The organism is Rhizobium sp. CFBP 13726, assembly GCF_014841925.1.
Lineage (GTDB): Bacteria > Pseudomonadota > Alphaproteobacteria > Rhizobiales > Rhizobiaceae > Neorhizobium > Neorhizobium soli.
Window position 1 is genome coordinate 1,338,175 of record NZ_JACYUU010000002.1, and the last position, 19,073, is coordinate 1,357,247.

Annotated in this window: 8 protein-coding genes; 2 read left to right on the forward strand and 6 right to left on the reverse strand. The window is 61.0% G+C overall.

Going from position 1 to position 19,073, the window contains the following annotated elements:
- Positions 1-109: 109 nt before the first annotated feature.
- Complete coding sequence (locus IFT66_RS13650) at positions 110-1,885, forward strand: glucan ABC transporter ATP-binding protein/ permease (RefSeq protein ID WP_062581549.1); 1,776 nt, start codon at positions 110-112, stop codon at positions 1,883-1,885.
- A 380-nt stretch (positions 1,886-2,265) separates the two neighbouring features.
- Here the strand turns inward: IFT66_RS13650 and IFT66_RS13655 are convergent, their stop codons facing one another.
- Positions 2,266-10,761 (reverse strand): GH36-type glycosyl hydrolase domain-containing protein, encoded by an 8,496-nt coding sequence (locus tag IFT66_RS13655; protein ID WP_192077888.1) that lies wholly within the window; start codon positions 10,759-10,761, stop codon positions 2,266-2,268.
- Between the two features lie 261 nt (positions 10,762-11,022).
- On the opposite strand from IFT66_RS13655, the gene IFT66_RS13660 reads away from it, so the two are divergent.
- A complete protein-coding gene (locus IFT66_RS13660) occupies positions 11,023-12,192 on the forward strand; it encodes a M20 aminoacylase family protein (protein WP_244631498.1) in 1,170 nt (389 codons plus the stop codon).
- A 384-nt stretch (positions 12,193-12,576) separates the two neighbouring features.
- Here IFT66_RS13660 and IFT66_RS13665 read toward each other — a convergent pair whose 3' ends face one another.
- The 5 genes from IFT66_RS13665 to IFT66_RS13685 all read right to left on the reverse strand — a co-directional run bounded on the left by IFT66_RS13665 (position 12,577) and on the right by IFT66_RS13685 (position 18,926).
- Complete coding sequence (locus IFT66_RS13665; protein ID WP_184654653.1) at positions 12,577-13,551, reverse strand: threonine ammonia-lyase; 975 nt, start codon at positions 13,549-13,551, stop codon at positions 12,577-12,579.
- Positions 13,552-13,639: 88 nt separating this feature from the next.
- The gene (locus tag IFT66_RS13670) at positions 13,640-14,452 is read right to left on the reverse strand and encodes an endonuclease/exonuclease/phosphatase family protein (RefSeq protein WP_192077889.1); all 813 of its coding nucleotides are present in this window, start codon (positions 14,450-14,452) and stop codon (positions 13,640-13,642) included.
- Positions 14,453-14,477: 25 nt separating this feature from the next.
- Positions 14,478-15,938: a phospholipase D-like domain-containing protein gene (locus tag IFT66_RS13675; protein WP_062462148.1), complete on the reverse strand. Its 1,461-nt coding sequence runs from the start codon at positions 15,936-15,938 to the stop codon at positions 14,478-14,480.
- Positions 15,939-16,010: 72 nt separating this feature from the next.
- Positions 16,011-17,366 (reverse strand): aminotransferase, encoded by a 1,356-nt coding sequence (locus IFT66_RS13680; protein ID WP_192077890.1) that lies wholly within the window; start codon positions 17,364-17,366, stop codon positions 16,011-16,013.
- A gap of 126 nt (positions 17,367-17,492) precedes the next feature.
- Entirely contained in the window at positions 17,493-18,926 is a 1,434-nt protein-coding gene (locus IFT66_RS13685) for a M20 family metallopeptidase (protein WP_192077891.1), read from the reverse strand.
- Positions 18,927-19,073: the final 147 nt, after the last annotated feature.

Sequence of the window (19,073 nt, forward strand, 5' to 3'; positions counted from 1 at the left end):
TTTTCGGAAAAGAAGTTCACCGGCTAGGTTCGTCTCGGATTCGCCCTGTCCTTGCCATAACTATGCTGCCAATCGTTTCATGCCTGCACTTCAATAGGAGTTGCGCCCGTTGACGCTCTTCCAAGTTTACGCCCGAGCTTTGCAATATCTGACGAAGAACCGCTGGCGGGTCGCCGCGGTCGTCGTCGCCAACATTATTCTGGCCATCATCACGATTGCCGAACCGATTCTGTTCGGTCGAATCATCGACGCGATCTCCTCCAAGAGTGACGTCACCAACGTTCTGCTTCTGTGGGCGGGCTTCGGGGTCTTCAATACCGTCGCATTCGTGCTCGTTGCACGCGAAGCCGACCGTCTGGCCCACGGGCGCCGCGCTTCGCTGCTGACGGAAGCCTTCGGACGCATCATTTCCATGCCGCTGTCCTGGCACCACCAGCGCGGCACGTCGAACGCCCTGCACACGCTGCTGCGTGCCTCCGAAAGCCTGTTCGGTCTGTGGCTGGAATTCATGCGAACGCATCTCGCGACCGCCGTTGCAATCCTGCTGCTGATCCCGACCGCCATCTCGATGGATTGGCGCCTCAGCATCGTGCTTCTGATCCTCAGCATCTTCTACTGGATCATCGGCGTTGCCGTGATGAAGCGCACGAAGGAAGGCCAGGCCGCGGTCGAAACCCATTACCACCAGGTTTTCAGCCATGTCAGCGATTCGATCAGCAACGTCTCTGTGATTCACAGCTACAACCGCATCGAAGCCGAAACTTCGGCCCTCAAGAACTACACCAAGGATCTGCTGAAGGCGCAGTATCCGGTGCTGGACTGGTGGGCTTTGGCCGGTGGCCTTAACCGCACGGCATCGACGGTCTCGATGGGCGTGATCCTTGTGATCGGCACTATGCTGGTGCAACAGGGCAAGATCCGCGTCGGTGACGTCGTCGCCTTTATCGGCTTCGCCAACCTTCTGATCGGCCGCCTCGATCTTCTGCGCCAGTTCGCAACCCAGATTTTCGAAGCCCGCGCCAAGCTCGAGGATTTCTTCGTTCTGGAAGATTCCGTCGAGGAGCGCGCCGAACCGACGGATGCACGCGATCTGGGAGATACGGTCCGGGGCGAAGTGGAGTTCCGCGACGTCTCCTTCGGCTTCTCCAACACGAGCCAGGGCGTTCACGACGTATCGTTCATCGCGCAAGCGGGGGAAACGATTGCGATCGTCGGCCCGACCGGTGCCGGCAAGACGACGCTGATCAATCTCCTCCAGCGGGTCTATGATCCGCAGCAGGGCAAGATTTTGATCGACGGCGTCGATATCGGCACCATCACCCGCAAGTCACTGCGCCATTCCATCGCGACCGTGTTCCAGGACGCGGGCCTGCTTAACCGCTCGATCAGCGACAACATCCAGCTGGGACGAGAAGGTGCAACGCGGGAAGACATCGTCCGGGCGGCAGAAGCGGCCGCTGCGGCCGAATTCATCGAAACGCGTCTCAATGGCTACGACACGACGGTCGGCGAGCGTGGCAACCGCCTGTCGGGCGGCGAGCGCCAGCGTATCGCCATCGCCCGTGCGATCCTGAAAAACGCACCGATCCTCGTTCTCGACGAAGCAACCTCGGCGCTTGATGTGGAGACGGAACAGCGCGTGAAGGCGGCGATCGACAAGCTGCGTCAGAACCGCACCACGTTCATCATCGCGCACCGGCTCTCCACCATCCGCGACGCAAACAAGGTCATCTTCCTTGAGGGTGGGCGGATTGCCGAAATGGGCACCTACGACCAGCTGAGCCGCAGCGGCGGCCGCTTTACGTCGCTCCTCACCGCCAGCGGCATCGTCATCGACGAGGACGAGGAAGGCCACAAGCTCCCGGTACCCGCCGAGCACGCCTAAGCTCTCGACCACTTATACCGATCGAACATCAGACTCCTCGCCTCCAGAAATGGAGGCGGGGGTTTTTTGTGAGGTAATGCGGGACCACCGCTTTTTCGCGTGATCTTCTGCGTACGCGGCTTTGCAGGTGCTTGCCATACCAAGTGCGTGCGGCGCGGGTTGGGTCCCGACCTGTTCCTGCCGGGATCCATGCCGCGCATTGTGAGCGGCATCCCGATCGGCTGGCACGATACGTGGACATCATAGCAGGACATCGCCCCTCCCCCGGATCGGCCGACACGTCTCCTCACCGGGCACAAACCAACAAAAAACCCCGCTGCCATTGCTGGAAGCGGGGTTTCTGTTTGGGATACCATCAGGACGTTCGACGTCCGGCGGGATCAGCTTTCTGCGGGCGGAGCCGGCAATGCGCTGGTCGTCGGCGCCGCAAGGTTCAAGCCGTTGACCGGATCGACAGCGACGCCACCGATCGACGCCTTGCCGTCCTTGACCACAATCTCGTGGGTGACACCATCGAGGGTAAGTTCGGCGGTAAAGCCGTCCCAGCCGCTCGGCAGGACCGGATCGACAAACAGCGTATCGCCAGCACGGCGGATGCCGAGAATGCCTTCGACCGCGGCGCGGTAGAGCCAGCCGGCGGAACCCGTATACCAGGTCCAGCCGCCGCGGCTCTGATAGTCGCCGGCACCGTAGACGTCGGCTGCAACCACGTAAGGTTCGACGCGGTAGGTTTCGGCGGCATCCCGGTCAAGCGCATGGTTGATCGGGTTGAGCATCTGGAAGCACTTCCAGGCATCGTCGCCGCGCTTCAGCCGGGCGAGCGCGAGCACGACCCAGATTGCACCATGGGTATACTGGCCACCGTTTTCACGCACGCCGGGTGGATAGGCCTTGATGTAGCCCGGATCCCTGCGCGTGTCCTGGAACGGCGGGGTGAAGAGGCGGATGATACCCGCATCCTCGTCCACGAGCTTGTCCATGACCGCGTTCATAGCCTGCTCGGAACGATCCGGCCTGCCTTCGCCAGACAGCACACTCCAGGACTGGCCGAGCGAATCGATGCGGCATTCGTCGCTCTTGGCCGAGCCGAGCGGAGAACCGTCGTCGAAATAACCGCGGCGGTAATACGCACCGTCCCAGCCATCCGATTCCAGCGCAGCCTTCAGCGTATCGATATGCTTGCTCCAACGATCGGCACGCGAACGATCCTTGCGGGCTTCCGCATAGGGCAGGAAGTTTCGAAGCGCAGCCGCCAGGAACCAACCGAGCCAGACGCTCTGACCACGACCGGCCATGCCGACACGGTTCATCCCGTCGTTCCAGTCGCCACCGAGAATGAGCGGAAGATCCAGGTCTCCGGTCCGCTCAACAGCGAGATCGAGCGCGCGTGCTGCGTGTTCATACAGATCGGCTACCTCGTTGGAGATCTCCGGCTGGATAAAGGCGTCGTGCTTGTTCTTTTCCAGCAACGGTCCGGTGAGGAACGGCAGCTTCTCATCGAGCATCGACAGATCGCCGGTCACCGAGACATACTGGTGGATCGCGTAGGCGAGCCACACCACGTCGTCGGAGATCGTCGTGCGAACGCCGGCGCCGGTGTTGGGAAGCCACCAGTGCATGACATCGCCTTCGCGGAACTGCCGCGACGCCGCATTGAGGATCTGCTTGCGGGCAAGCGACGGCTCATGCAGCAGGAACGCGAGCGTATCCTGCAACTGGTCGCGGAAGCCGAAGGCACCCGATGCCTGGTAGAAGGCGGTACGGGCCATGATGCGGCAACCGAGTGCCTGATAGGGCAGCCAGTGATTGACCATGTTGTCGAGCGACTTGTCCGGCGTCGAGATCTTCAGGCGGCCGGTGAAACCGCTCCAGAAGCTGCGGTTCTCCGAAAGGATATCCTCGAACCGGTCGCCGCGAAGCGCCAGTGCAAGGCTTTCCGCCTCCTGCTTCGTTGCAGCATCGCCGAGGAAGAAGGTGACCTCGGTCTCTTCGCCCGGCGCCAGTTCGACGTCGTAGGCAAGTGCTCCGCACGGGTCGCCGTCGAGATCGAGCGAGCCGCTGAGGCTTGAACCGGAAACGACCGCTGCCGGCAACTGAACCGAACCGAACTTGCCGACAAACTCCCGACGGCTTGCCGTAAAGCCCGACGGTGTCTCGTGCATGCCGAGGAAGGCAAAGCGCGAGAAGTTGATGCTGAACGGGTTGGTCGCAAACAGCGTGCCCGTCGCCTCGTCACGGCTGGACAGGATGAATGGCGAGGTCTTGGCAGGATTGGTGCCCAGCAGCCATTCGACATAGCCGTAGATGCGCAGCTTCTTCGTTTCCGAACCGGTGTTGCGAAGCTTCATATGCGAAAGCTTTGCGGACCGGTTGCGGTCCACCGTCTGGGTCAGCGACAGCTTGACGCCATCTTCCTCGGTCGAGAACACCGAATAGCCGAGGCCGTGACGGGTTTCGAACACGGTTTCTGGACGACGCGACAGAGCCGCGAACGGCGTGACCACGGTGCCCTTGTCGATATCGGCCACGTAGAAGCCTTCACCGGGACGGTTGATGACGAGATCGTTGGTCCACGGCGTCATCTGGTAGTCGCGCGAGTTCTGCGCCCAGGTAAAGCCTGCGCCTTCCGCGGAAACGTGGAAGCCGAAATTGTCGTTGGAGATGACGTTGATCCACGGATGCGGCGTCGACTGGCCGCCGTTGAGGCGCACGACATATTCGCTGCCATCTGCGGAGAAGCCGCCAAAACCGTTCCAGAATTCGACGCCGGCCGGACCTTCGCTGGTCTCGACGGGAGCGGAATAGATCTCGCCATTCAGCAGCGGACGGCGATCTACTTCGATCTCCTGATCCTTCGGCGGGGCGAAGATCGTGCTGGTCCGGTTCAACTGGTCGCTGATGCGGCCGTTGCGCGCATGAAGCACGACGCGGGACGCGGCAATCAGACCATCGGCACCGGCGCCTTCGATCAGGTCGCGGCGCAGCGTGAAGACATGCTGGCGTCCACCTTCCTGGCCCATGCGGGCAGACATGTGTTCGATCGACGTCTGCACATCCTGCGCACCGTCTGCGGCCCGCTCGTTGAAGATGACGAGATCGGACACGACGCCGCGCGAGCGCAGGTACTGCTGGGCAAGGATAGCTTCCTTGGCAACCGGCATGTCGTTTTCGTCATTGATGCGCAGCGTGAAGATCGGCAGGTCGCCGGACACCGCCGACGGCCACAGCCCCGACTGTGCCTGCATGCCGGCCTTCAGCGTCGGCTGATCGGCCCGAAGCTGCATGTCCGGATAGACCAGATAGCGGGCGAGATGCTGGAAGGCCGCGGCATCCTGCGAAGTGACGCCGAGATGGCGCATCTGCACCTGCGTCCGGGTCCAGGCCTGGGTCAGTTCGTTCTGGAAGGTTTCGGCATGACGATAATGTTCGATCGCCTTGTCGAGATCCTCGCGCCGTGGCGCGGCGATCGTCCAGAAGATAACGCTGACCTTCTTGCCCGCCGGCACACGAACCGTGCGGCGCAGCGACAAGATCGGATCGAGCGTAAAGCCGTCGGTATTCGACAGCGACGCACCCGGATCGAAAGCGGCTGCTTCCGACAGCGTGCGACCCCGGCCGAGGAACTTGCGACGGTCTGTCTCGTATTCGGTCGGTCGCGAAGACCCGGCATTGTCGGCGGCAAGATGTGCCACGATCATGTCGGGATCGCTGAGGTCGCGCTTGTTGCGCCAGGCGCGGATGACGTCGCCACGCTTGCCGATCTCGGTGCGGATAAACATGCGTGAGAACACGGGATGGCCACTGTCGCCATCGTCGCCGGCAATCACAGGCTCCATGTAGGAGGTCACTTCGATGAAGCGGTCCTCGTCGCCCATGTTGAGCAACGTCACGCGACGGCCTTCGGCATCGTGTTCGGTGCCGACGATGACTTCGACCGTGCTGGTCAGTTCGCCGACCGTCTTGTGGAATTCGGCCTTTTCGTCACCGAACACCGTCTTGGTCTGCTCGCCTTCGGCGCGGCGCGGTTCGGCCGTGGTGGACCACCACTCGCCGGATGTCGTGTCGCGCAGGAAGATGAACTGCCCCCAGCGGTCTTCGGTCGGATCCGCCTTCCAGCGGGAAACCGAAAGGTTGTTCCAGCGCGAATAGCCGGAACCGGTCGCCGTCAGCATCAGCGAGTAATGGCCGTTGGAGAGCAGAACCAGTTCGCGGTCCTTGGTGGCCGGGTTGGTGACCGTGCGGATTTCCGGACGCAGCAGTTCGCCGCCGCCGGTACCTGGCTTTTCCTCGTGCTTGGCGCTCATCACTGGAATGTCGCGCGGTGCCTTTTCCTGAAGCAGCAGTTCCGCCGCCTCGATTACAGGATCGGCATGGAAGAGTTCGCGCAGCAGGCCGTTCATGACGACGTTGGCAACGGCTGCAATCGACATGCCATGGTGGTGGGCATAGTAGTTGTAGACGACCGCACAGCGCTTGCCTTCCGGCACACGGGTCGGCGTGAAGTCGACCGCATCGTGGAAGCCGTAGATGCCGAGTGCGCCAAGCTTGCGCAACTCGTTGAGGTTTTCGACGGCCGCGATCGGATCGTACTGGCTGGCGAGTATCGAGGCATAGGGTGCGATAACGGCATTCTGGCCGAGACCGCGCTTCAGACCCAGCGTCGGCACACCGAAGTTGGTGTACTGATAGTGCATCTGATGATCGAGCGCGTTGAACGCGGCTTCCGAAATGCCCCATGGCGTGCCGAGACGGCGGCCGTGGTTCATCTGTTCCTTGACGATCAGATTGTTGGTCTGGTTGAGGATACCACCCTGACGCTCCTGCATGACGAGCGGCGGCATCAGGTATTCGAACATTGAACCCGACCAAGAGACGAGCGCACCGCGCGCGCCGATCGGCACGACGTGACGGCCAAGCTTGTACCAGTGTTCCGTGGGCAGATCACCCTTGGCAATCCCGAACAGGCTGGTCAGACGCGCTTCGGACGCGAGAAGGTCGTAGCAGGCCTCGTCGACCTCGTTGCTTTCGACCCGGTAGCCGATCGACAGAAGGCGGCGGTCCTTGCGGAACAGGAACTTGAAATCCATCCCGAAGGCGATCTTGCGGGCACGGTCACGCAACACGGCGAGACGGTCTCGCAGTTCCTCGATATTGCCGTTGTCGAACGTGCTGTCGCCGATATGCGCTTCGCAGACGGCAACCAGCGACGCTGCCCACTTGGTCACTTCCTCGCTCTGCGCGGAACGCACCTCATGATCGAGATTGTGCGACAGCTTCTGGATGTCGCGGGCAAGCACCGACAGGTTGATGATGCGGATCGAGGCAAACTCGTGCTCGCGCTTGACGGCGGCGAGCGCGTTTGAGAAGCCGATGATACGCTCCTCGAGACGGCGGCGCAGCGGACGGACGGTCTTGCGATCGTCCGGCAGCGACTTCAGCGTTTCTTCGAGAATGCCGACGACATCGCCGAGACCATCGAGATTGCCCTGGAGATGCGCAGAAGGCGCTTCCGCCCAGACACGGCAGGCCGACGAAATGGCGATCAGATGGCCAGCGAAATTGCCGCTGTCGACCGACGACACATAGCGCGGCATCAGAGGCTTCAGGGTATCGGTGTGATACCAGTTGTACATATGGCCGCGGAACTTGTCCGCACGCTCGACGGTCGCAAGCGTCTGCTCGATCCGTTCGATCGTTTCGGTAAACGAGATCCAGCCGAAATGCCGCGCCGAGACGATCGACAGAAGGTAGACGCCGATATTGGTCGGAGACGTCCGCTTGGCGATCGAGGGATTTGGCTTTTCCTGGTAGTTGTCAGGCGGCAGGTAGTTCTGCTCGGCCGTGACGAAGGTTTCGAAATAGCGCCAGGTCCGCCGCGCGATCTTGCGCAGCTCGACCGAGACGTTCTCAGGTACGAACAGCTTGTCTTCGGTCTCGGCGGACTGGCTGACATACCAGGCAACCAGCGGCGAGAAGATCCACAGGATGGCGAACGGAATGCCGACCAGGAACGCGTTGTCGCCCGGCAGTGCCGCAAGGATTACCGAGAGAACGGCAATCGCCGGCGCATGCCACATGGCTCGGTAGTAATCGGTGGGGCTGCCCTGGGCGCCGGACTGGATCGAGGCCGCGGTCTTCCATTCCAGCATCAGCTTGCGGCTGACGAGCAGGCGATAGAGCGAACGGGCGATCGCATCGGTCATGATGCAGGCGGAATCGGCGATGAACACGATGCGCAGTGCGACCTGCGCATTGGTGGAGCGCACATCCGACCAGACCGAATAGAAATGGGCGCTCGTGACATTGTCGCTGGAGCGCGGAAGAAGGTTGGTGAGAAGCGAGATGGTCGGCGCCACGAACAGCGAGAAGATCAGCAGGATCTGCCAGATCAGCGCACCGAGCGGATCCATGAAGTACCAGCCGAGAATGGAGGCGAAGAACCAAGCGATCGGGGTCAGCGACCGGCGCAGGTTATCGAGCATCTTCCAGCGGCCAAGAGCGCTGACGCCACGCTTGGCTTCAAGAATGTACGGCAGGAGCTGCCAGTCGCCACGCGCCCAGCGATGCTGGCGGGAGACCTCGACCTCGTAGCGAACCGGGAAATCCTCGACCAGCTCGACATCGGTGATCAGCGCGCAGCGCGAGAACGAGCCTTCGAGAAGGTCGTGCGAGAGGACGGCGTTTTCTTCGATACGGCCCTTGAGGGACGTCTCGAACGCGTCGACGTGATAGAGACCCTTGCCGGTGAACGAGCCTTCGGCCGTCAGGTCCTGATAGACATCGGAGACCGCAAAGACATACGGATCGAGACCGCGGCCGACCGAAAACACGCGCTGAAAGACCGAAGCTTCCTTGCCTGTCGTCAATGACGGCGTCACGCGGGGCTGCATGAGACCATAGCCGCGGACGACCTGATGGGTTTCAGGATCGAGCACGGGACGGTTGATCGGGTGATGCATCTTGCCGACCAGCTTGGTCACCGCGTCGCGGATCAGGCGCGTATCGGCATCGAGCGTCATCACATACTGGACATTCTCCGGCACCATGTTGGCGCCCTGGAGATAGGTCGTATCCCGGTCGCCGCGCAGAAGAAGGTTGAGTTCGTGGAGCTTGCCTCGCTTGCGCTCCCATCCCATCCAGGCGCCTTCGTTCGGGTTGAACAGGCGGCGGCGGTGCAGGAGATAGAAGCGGGTTCCCGCCTCTTCCATGTAGCGGGTATGCAGCGCTGCAATTTCGCGCTTGGCATATTCGAGGATTTCGAGATCGGCTTCCTGTTCCTCGAACTTGGCATCGCGCCAGTCGCTGAGGAGGGCGAAATAGATCTCGCCCTTGGGGTTGGCCAGATAATGGACTTCCAGATTGCGGACGAGTTCATCGACCGTGTCGCGGTCGGCGATCAGGCAGGGCACCACGACCAGCGTGCGCGCCTCTTCGGGAACGCCTTCCTTGTATTCGTATCCGACAAGACGGGCCGGTTTGACGAAATAGGTCACAACCGTATTGAACAGACCGGTGGCACCTTCCGACGCCGGCAGGGCGAACATCAGAAGCAGGAAGAACACGACCACCAGCGGAATGGCTGCCGCCACGAGGTAGTAGCCGGTGATGGCGAGCGCCACGAAGGTTAAAAGCATAACCGGGCCGCCGATGGCGAACCAGCCGAGCTTGCGGTAGGCGCGCACAGCCCGCTGCAGAAGCGGCGGCTGGTAGCCGACGGCCGTTTCCAGCTCCTTGCGGCGGCGCCCGACGATAAAGGCGCCGACATTGGTTTCGCGCTCGTCCGGATCGTGCGCCCGTGCTGCGATCGCAAGATCGACGGCAGCCTGGGTCACCTCGGCTTCGCTGCGCTTGGCCACGCGCGCGATCTTCTCGATGCGGCTGCGGAAGGCATTGCGCGAGCCGAAATCGAGCGCTTCGTAATCCGTGTGCTCGCGGAAGATCTTGTCGATCTGCGAGACCTCTTCGAACCAGACGCTCCATTCCGTATCGTCGATCAGGCGCAGGCTCTTGATGATGTTGCCCATCGTCACGTTGCCGGACGACAAGCGGCTCTGTTCCGCCTGCATCACGGTCTCGACAGCCTTGCCGGACGCGACCAGCCTCTTTTCGAGCCACTCGATGGCGAAGCCGGAATTTTGCGAGGCATTGCGCAGGCGATAGAGGAACTGGCTGGTAAATGTGTTGTCGTCGGTGAGGCCTTCGAGGCTCTTCAGAAGCTCACCACCGGCAGTCTCGTCGTTGAGACGGATGATCTCATCGGCGGCATCGTTGGCGCGGCGGCGCATGTTGCGCGAGCGATCGACACGGCTGGCAATGCGGCGGAGGTTCTCGATGAGAACGAAGCGGATGAACGATGGCAGCGCCCAGAGTTCACCGATCTCCAGCGGCTCGTCGGTCTGGTAACCCTCGACCATCTCGGCCAGCGTTTCGCGCGAAATGCTGCTGTGGGTGTGCGCCACATAAAGCCATGCCAGCGAGAGAACGCGAGGGATTTCCTGGCTGCCGATCTTGGTCGTCGGCAACTGCTTGAAGAATTTCTTCGGGAAGTCGCGGCGGACTTCCTGGATTGCTTCCTCGACGATGTAATAGTTGTCGAGCAGCCATTCCGCGGCAGGCGTGATCGAGGCACCCGCATCGACATCCTGCGCGGCGGCGCGATAGACCCTCAGAATTTCCTTCTCGTTTTCCGCGTGGCGCGTGAAAAACTCGAATTTCATGAAGCCCGGCAGATCGGCTGCACCTTGCCGACCCAGCGTTTCTCCACATTGCCGAAGATCATCAGCCGTAAAATACGTCGCGCGGATCGAATCGTTATGATCGATCTGCTTGCTTTCCGTTTCGCGGGTAGAAGCCGAAGGCTGAATATCAGGGGACATGGATGAACTTCTGAATGAATTTCGTTTCACGAACTAAGATGCGAAGCATGAGATAGAGAGCGATCCTTATATTGCAAATCGTGGATCAATCGCTATCGCATCTGCTCACGCAGTAAGACATTGTCGGCTCTAGGGCCAACAGCCTGAATAAATGCTGAATGCGAGGCTGTTCATTTGCCTGAACGATGATGGCACTGCTAAACGTGAACGATACGAGTGAGCAGCTTGGACGCGTTTGCAGGCAGATAGGGTGATGGAACGATGACGATCAAGTTTACCAACGACATGAGCGAAGTTGTGGCAACCCGCCGCTTTCTGCATCAGCATCCCGAACTTGGCCTCTCAGAATTCACCACTTCGGACTATATCGCGGCAAAGCTTGAGGAATTCGGTTACGCCGTCACCCGCGGCCTCGGCAAGACCGGCATCGTTGCGACCCTGAAGAACGGATCGAGCGATCGATCGGTCGGCATTCGCGCCGATATCGACGCGCTTCCGATCGAGGAAGAAACCGGCGCGGACTATGCAAGCCTCAACAAGGGCGTCATGCATGCCTGCGGTCACGATGGCCATACCGCCATGCTTCTGGGTGCCGCAAAGATACTCGCACAGCGCAAAAACTTCGACGGCACACTCAATCTGATCTTCCAGCCGGCAGAAGAAAATTTCGGCGGCGCCAGGCTGATGATGGAGGACGGACTGTTCGATCGCTTTCCCTGCGACGCCGTCTTCGGCCTGCACAATGACCCAGGCCTGCCCTTCGGCAAGATCTTCGTCAAGGAAGGGCCGATCATGGCGGCGGTCGACGAATGCCGTATCGTCGTCAACGGCCGCGGCGGCCATGGCGCCGAACCTCAGGATGCCGCAGACCCGATCGTCGCCGGCGCCAGCATCATCATGGCGCTGCAGACTGTCGTTTCCCGCAACATCCATCCACTCGATCCGGCCGTCGTCACGGTCGGCGCATTCAACGCCGGCATCGCCAGCAATGTCATTCCGGAGCGGGCAGAAATGGTTATCACCATCCGGTCCTTCGACCCTGCCGTGCGAGACAAGCTGGAGGAACGGATCCGCGGTGTAGCAGTTGGCCAGGCGGCAAGCTACGGCATGACAGCGACGATCGAATATACCCGCGGCTACGACGCGACCGTCAACCACAAAGCGGAGACGGACTTTGTCAGGGACCTGGCGAAGAAGGTTGTCGGCCCGGAAAACCTTGCAGAAATCGAACGGCCGATGATGGGCGCCGAGGACTTCGGTTATTTCCTTGCAGAGAAGCCAGGCACCTATTTCTTCTTAGGCACCGCAAGAACCAAGAACGATCCCCCGCTCCATCATCCGAAATTCGACTTTAACGACGACGCCTTGCCGATCGGGACGAATTTCTGGGTGGAACTGGCCGAAGCCTATCTGCCGACGACACAGGGCTGAAACAATAAGCCTTCCGATCCGGGCGCGGATCGGAAGGCTTCGTTGCTATTGAAACCTTGAATTTCGGATACGTGTCAGGCGAGAATACCGAGCGTGACTGCACCGATGAACACGAAGGCGGCAGTCACAAGGCCTGCATATGCGACCCACTGCCACCTGCTGACGACGCCCGCCGCGCGGTGAGGGAATGCCCGAGTATGATGCTGGATCGGCTGCATGCGAACCTCCCGGTTTTGTGTCTCTTCCCATGTAGTTTAGCTTAACTCTACCAAGCTGATAGAGATAACTTTCTCCTGAGCACCACGTTCCTTGGAAAATACTTTTTTCTTAACGCCCCAACGTGCCGGTTAACGGTTTATTATGCCTGCGGCCTAAAACGAGACCTCAGGCGGCAAACCTGTCGAGCGCCAGGCGGAACACGTCCGGGTCGATATTGCCGCCTGAGCAGACCGCAATCACCGTCTCGCCAAGGCTCTCGCCATGGAAAAGCGCTGCCGCCAGCGCAACCGCGCCGCCCGGTTCAACGACGATCTTCAGACGGTTGAAGGCAAGCGCCACCGCATGCAGCGCTTCATCTTCCGTCACCACTATGCCCGGGCCGCAGAGACGCGACATGATCGGAAAGGTAATCGTGCCAGGCTGCGGCGTGACGATCGCGTCGCAGAGCGAACCCGATTGTGTGGCGTTCTTCTGGATCGTTCCGCTCGCAAGCGAACGGGTCACATCGTCAAAGCCTTCAGGTTCGCAGGGATGCACGGTAAAGCCCGGTGCACGTGCTTCGAGCGCCAGCGAAATCCCGGATATGAAGCCGCCCCCGCCGGTCGGCACCAGAACACTGGCCTGCGTGATCCCCTCTTCCGCAGCCTGTTCGGCGATTTCCAGACCTGCCGTCCCCTGCCCGGCGATGACAAGCGGCTCGTCGAATGGCTTGATGAGGGTCAGGCCTCTTTCGCTCGAAAGCTGCCGGCCGATCTCGTCACGATCCTCCCTGGCGCGATCGTAGAGCACCACTTCGGCGCCGTAGGCCCGCGTGTTTTCAATTTTGATGCGCGGCGCATCGGCGGGCATGATGATGACGGCCGGAATGCCATGCATCCTGGCCGCCAGCGCCACGCCCTGCGCATGGTTCCCGGACGAAAAGGCGATAACGCCCTTCGCGCGAACGTCCGCCGGAAGATACGAAATTGCCGACCACGCGCCACGGAACTTGAACGAGCCGGTCTGCTGCAGGCATTCGGGTTTCACGAAGATGCGCCGCCCGGCGATGTCATCCAGAAATGACGAGGACAGAAGCGGCGTGCGGCGGGCATGGCCGGAAAGACGGCCGCGCGCGGCTTCGATCATAGCAATATCGGTCATCGGGAAATCCTTGGGGACGAACAGGCGAGACCCCGAACCTATTCGCCGATACTGCAGGCGTAAAGATGCCGACGGCCGACAAGTGCCGCTATCCTTCAGCCGTTGCACCGAGTTTCACCACCGTCTTGATTGGAAGATGGTCGGACGCGAGCCGCGCAAGCGGCGTGTCATGGGTCACGACCCTCTCGATCAGGCCCGGCCGGTTCGCCATGATCCGATCGAGTGCCAGCACCGGCAGGCGCGACGGAAAGCTTGGAACCGCCGGCGGCAGGCCGAATACGGTAGCGAGTGTGTTGAGCGCCGAGCGGTCACCCAGCCGCCACTCGTTGAGATCGCCCATCAGCACTGTCGGATGCTCGTCGCGGGAGCCGACGATGTCGAGCAGCATGCGCGCCTGCTGCTGACGCGACCGGTTGAGAAGACCAAGATGCGCCGCAATCACGCGAAGTGTGCTGCCATCCTTCATCTCGAGTTCGGTGATCAGCGCCCCGCGCGGCTCCAGCCCCGGCAGTTTGACCTGATGCACGTCGCGGACGAGACCTTCGCGGAAAAAGATCACATTGCCGTGCCAGCCATGCGCCTTGGCGACGCCGGAGATCGGCACCGGAAGCAGCCCCGTTTCACGCTCCATCCAGCCAAGATCAAGCAGTCCGCGACGTTCGCCAAACCGGCTGTCCGCCTCCTGCAGAGCAATCACATCCGCGCCGATTTCGCGGATCACGTGAGCGATACGGGCCGGATCGAACTTGCGGTCGATGCCGACGCATTTATGCACGTTGTAGGAGGCGATCAGCATGCCGCTGTCTCTGTCATGCACGGAATGAACGCCTTCGCCCCGGTTCTTGCGGGCCTTGATCGATGCCAGGATGCTGGCCGGAAGGTTGGGACGTTTCTGATGCATGATATCGCGCTTCGGTCTTGCCGGTTTAAAGATAGGGCGATCCCAACCAAAGAACTTTCTCGATCAGGCGAACGGGAAACGGCCGTGATCTCAGGCTGTGAAGCGTCACCTCGGTCGAAGAGGAAATCATCAAGTCTATCCTTCGTTCCAAAGTTCGCGCAAAAGCCTCGTCCAGCACTTCCAGATCCACCTCGAAATTCAGCCGCAGCGAACGCGGATCGAGATTGGAAGACCCCACGTAGGACCAGCGGCTGTCGACGGTCAGAAGCTTGGAATGATTGAAGGCGCCGCTTGCCCGCCAGATACGGCAGTAGTTCTTCAGCATCTGGTCGAACTGCGCCGTCATCGCCCGATCGACAAGCGTCAGGTTGTTCGCGCCGGGCACGACGATATCAACCCGCACACCGCGCCTTGCCGCCGTAACCAGCGCGGTAATCAGCTCCCGGTCCGGCAGAAAATAGGGCGACACGATGCGGATCGATGACCGGGCGACGGAAAATGCGCCCATCAGCATCTTGTGGTTGGTCTCGACGCTACGGTCCGGTCCGGTCGAAACGACCCGGGCGATGACCGCCTTGCCGGGTTCCGCCGCGGGCGCGACAAGCTCCCACGCATCATCTTCCAATGTCTCGCCCGTGGTGAACTGCCAGTCGGCGGCGGCAACGGCAAAAAGGTCGGCCACCAATGGCCCGGTAACCTTGAAATGCGTATCGAGCGAAAACCCATCGCCATTGAATTCGCTCGAGAAACTTTCGCGGATGTTGATGCCGCCGGTAAACGCGACGCGGCCATCCACGACCAGGATCTTGCGGTGGGTTCGAAGGTTTGCGTAAGGCAGCCGCAAGCCGACGATGACGTTGCCGTTGAAGACGCTGACCCCGACGCCGCCATCGCGCAGCATGCCGAGTACGCTTGGAACCGAGTAGCGGGCGCCGACCGCATCGATCAGCACACGCACTTCCACACCCCGCTTTACCGCAGCAATCAGGGCCTCGACAAACTGGCGTCCGATCCTGTCCCGATCGAAGATGTAGGTTTCCAGAATGACGCTCTTCTTCGCCTTGCGGATCGCACCCAGCATGGCGGCATAGGCGGCGTCGCCGGTATCCAGCGAAAGAATGGAATTTCCGGATGTGAGGTGATGGGAAGTCACCCGGTCTCCCAGCGTCTTCATCGCGCGGAACCGGTGACCAAAATCCTTGATGATCAGTGCATCTGTCGCGTCGTAGGAGGCAAAATGCGCCCACTCGCGGCCCTGCAGCAGCGCGCGGCGATCACTGATGACCGTTCGGCGGATGCGATTGACGCCGGCAAGCATATAGAGCGACGCGCCGATGATGGGCGACAGGACGATGATGCCGACCCAGCCAATCGCCGAGCGCACCTCTTCCTTCGTCATGGCCGCATGGATCGCGGCCGCCGTGCCGGCAACGAGCGAAAAGACGAACAGGATGTGCGGCCAGTAGGTATGGAAGAGGTCAAGCATGAGGCGAATATATGCACCCCATCGCTTTGGGCAATCGGAGCCGGACAAAGGTTAGCCCGGCTCCTGATGACATCAGGCGTCGAGCTGCTTTTTCAGCACGTCGAGCGACGCTTCGAATGTGTCGAACAGCACGTCCAGCTGTGACTCATTGATGATGAGAGGTGGGCAAAGCGCCAGCGAGTCGCCGATCGCACGGCTGATCAGCCCCTTCTCGACCATGATCGAAAACAGTTTCGGGCCGAGCTGACCGGTGGCAAACCCTTCGCGCGGAGCAAGTTCGAGTGCACCGATGAGACCGATGCCACGCGCTTCGATCGCCAGCGGATGACCTTCGAGTTCCTTCAGGCGCGACTGGAATTTTGGCGCAAGCGCCCGGACGTTTCCGACCAGATCGCGCTCTTCGATGATCGCGATATTCTCAAGCGCAACGGCCGCCGCAACCGGGTGGCCGGCGGCGGTGACGCCGTGTCCGAACGTGCCGATCTTCGCGGATTCGTCCGCGATCGGGGCGTAGACGTTCTCGTTGACGAGAAGCGCCGAGATCGGCTGGTAGGACGAGGAGATCTGCTTCGACAGCGTCATGAAATCCGGCTGCAGATCGAAAGTCTGCGTCCCGAACATGTTGCCGGTGCGGCCAAAGCCGCAAATCACTTCGTCGGCGATGAACAGGATGTCGTATTTCTTGAGGATGGCCTGGATGGCCGGCCAGTAACCGGCAGGCGGCACGATCACGCCGCCAGCACCCATCACCGGCTCGCCGATAAAGGCTGCGACGGTTTCGGGGCCTTCGCGCAGGATCAGGTCCTCGAGTTCCTTGGCACACCGTTCGACGAAGGCAGCCTCGCTCTCGCCCTCAAGCTTGAAGGCGCGGTAATGCGGGCAGGATGTGTGGAAGATGCCGGGCAGCGGCAGATCGAACGACCGGTGGTTGTTCGGCAGACCGGTCAGGCTCGCGGAAACGGCGGTCACGCCGTGATAGCCCTTGATCCGGGAGATGATCTTTTTCTTCTCCGGCTTGCCCATGGCGTTCGACCGGTACCAGATCATCTTGATGGCCGTATCGTTGGCTTCCGAACCCGAGTTCGTGAAAAACGCCTTCGACATCGGCACCGGCGCCATCTGCACCAGCTTTTCGGCAAGCTCGATCGACGGGCCGTTCGCCCGCGATGTGAACGTATGGTAATAGGGCAGCTTGCTCATCTGCCGCGTGGCGGCCTCGACCAGCCGGTTTTCACCAAAGCCGACAGCGACGCTCCAGAGGCCGGACATGCCTTCGATGTATTTCTTGCCGTTGTTGTCGTAGACGTAGATGCCTTCGCCGCGTTCCATCACCAGCGCACCGTCGCGCTCCAGAGCGCGGGCGTTCGTGTAGGAGTGCATGTGATAAGCCTTGTCGCGGGCTTCCATGGAATTGGGCTGTACCGTCACGAAGGGCCTCCTCTGCACCTGACTGATTTTGGCGTCATTCTTACGGCGAAACGCCAATCTTGGACAGCGCAAAACACTGTCCAAGAACTTCTCCGTTCGAAATAGTTGACACGACGGCTTACATGTTCACTTCACCGTCATTGCGGCGACCGGCGGCTCGGTACCGGCAGGCATCGGGCTGATATAGGCCTGGCCCTTCAGCCGCTTTCTCAGATCCATCCAGGCAGCCTCGCGCAGCTGCTCGCTTTCGAGCGCCGCCAAACCGGTGGCGGCCATCGCTTTGGCAACCGACACCATGCCCTTGTGGGCAAGCTCGCTCTTGCCCTGCGCAACCACCTGCCAGGTATGAAGCTGGGTGCCGATGGCAAGCGTTGCGCCATAGGCCTGCACGGTCGGCACCACCCAGCTGACATCGCCGACATCGGTCGAGCCGCCCATCTGACGAAGCTCGCCATGCGCCGGAAGCACGAAATCCGCCAGCGGAACATCGCGTTCGTCAAGCCGCTCCTGGCGCCAGCTCGCCGCGATATCCTCGGGCGTCAGCGTCGCACGGATCTTGGCCGCAAATTCCTGGTCGGCGGCATCAAAAGGCGGCGGGCCGAGGCTTTCCCAGACATCCTGCATCGCGTCCATCAGCGGCGTGTTGACGACGAGGTTGGAAACGCCGGCAAGGATCGTGCTTTCCACCTTCGTTTCGGTCATCAGCGCCGCACCTTCAGCGACCTTCTTGACCCGCTCGATCAGAGGCAGCAGGCCCGGCAATTCGGGTGCGCGAATGACATAGCGAACCTTGGCATGCGCCTGGACGACGTTTGGCGAAATGCCGCCGCTGTCGAGAACTGCGTAGTGGATCCGGCAATCGGATGGCATGTGCTCGCGCATATAGTTGACGCCGACACTCATCAACTCGACGGCATCGAGCGCACTGCGGCCAAGTTCCGGAACCGCCGCGGCATGCGCCGCACGCCCGGAAAAGGTGAAATCGACACGGCAATTGGCAAGCGATGTCTCGCGCTGGACGCCTGCGAAATTGCTGGGGTGCCAGCTGATGGCGATATCGACATCTTCAAACGCACCGGACTGCACCATGAACGCTTTGGCAGCCCCGCCCTCTTCCGCCGGGCAGCCGTAATAGCGCACGCGTCCCGGCGTTCCGTTGGCTTCGAGCCAATCCTTGAGAGCCGTGGCTGCAAGAAGCGAGGCGGAACCGAGAAGATTATGGCCGCAGCCATGGCCGTTTGCGCCGGCAGTGATCGGATCGTAAGCGGTTTCGCCCGCCTTCTGGCTCAACCCTGCAAGAGCGTCGAACTCCCCGAGAAAGGCAATCACCGGTCCACCTTCCCCAGCCTCGCCGATCAGCGCGGTCGGAATGCCGGCCACGTTATCGGTGATCCGGAACCCTTGCGTTTCCAGCATTTCCCGATGCGCTGCCGCGGACAGGGTTTCCATGTAGCAGGTTTCCGGCGTCTCCCAGACGCGGTCGGACAGCTCCCGGAAAACCTCGGTCTTGCGGTCGATAAGAGTTAAGATGTGGGGAAGATTGGAATTTACGGTCGTCATAATATGCGCCTCGATCAAGCATTCGGTCCTGAAGGCGCCAAACCCTAACCGTTTCCCGCCCAATGACAATGGACCGGCAGCTTAAAAAATAAGCGCGGCTGAAAAAATCAACACGCTGTGCTCGGCAACGCAACGCGTGAAACTTGG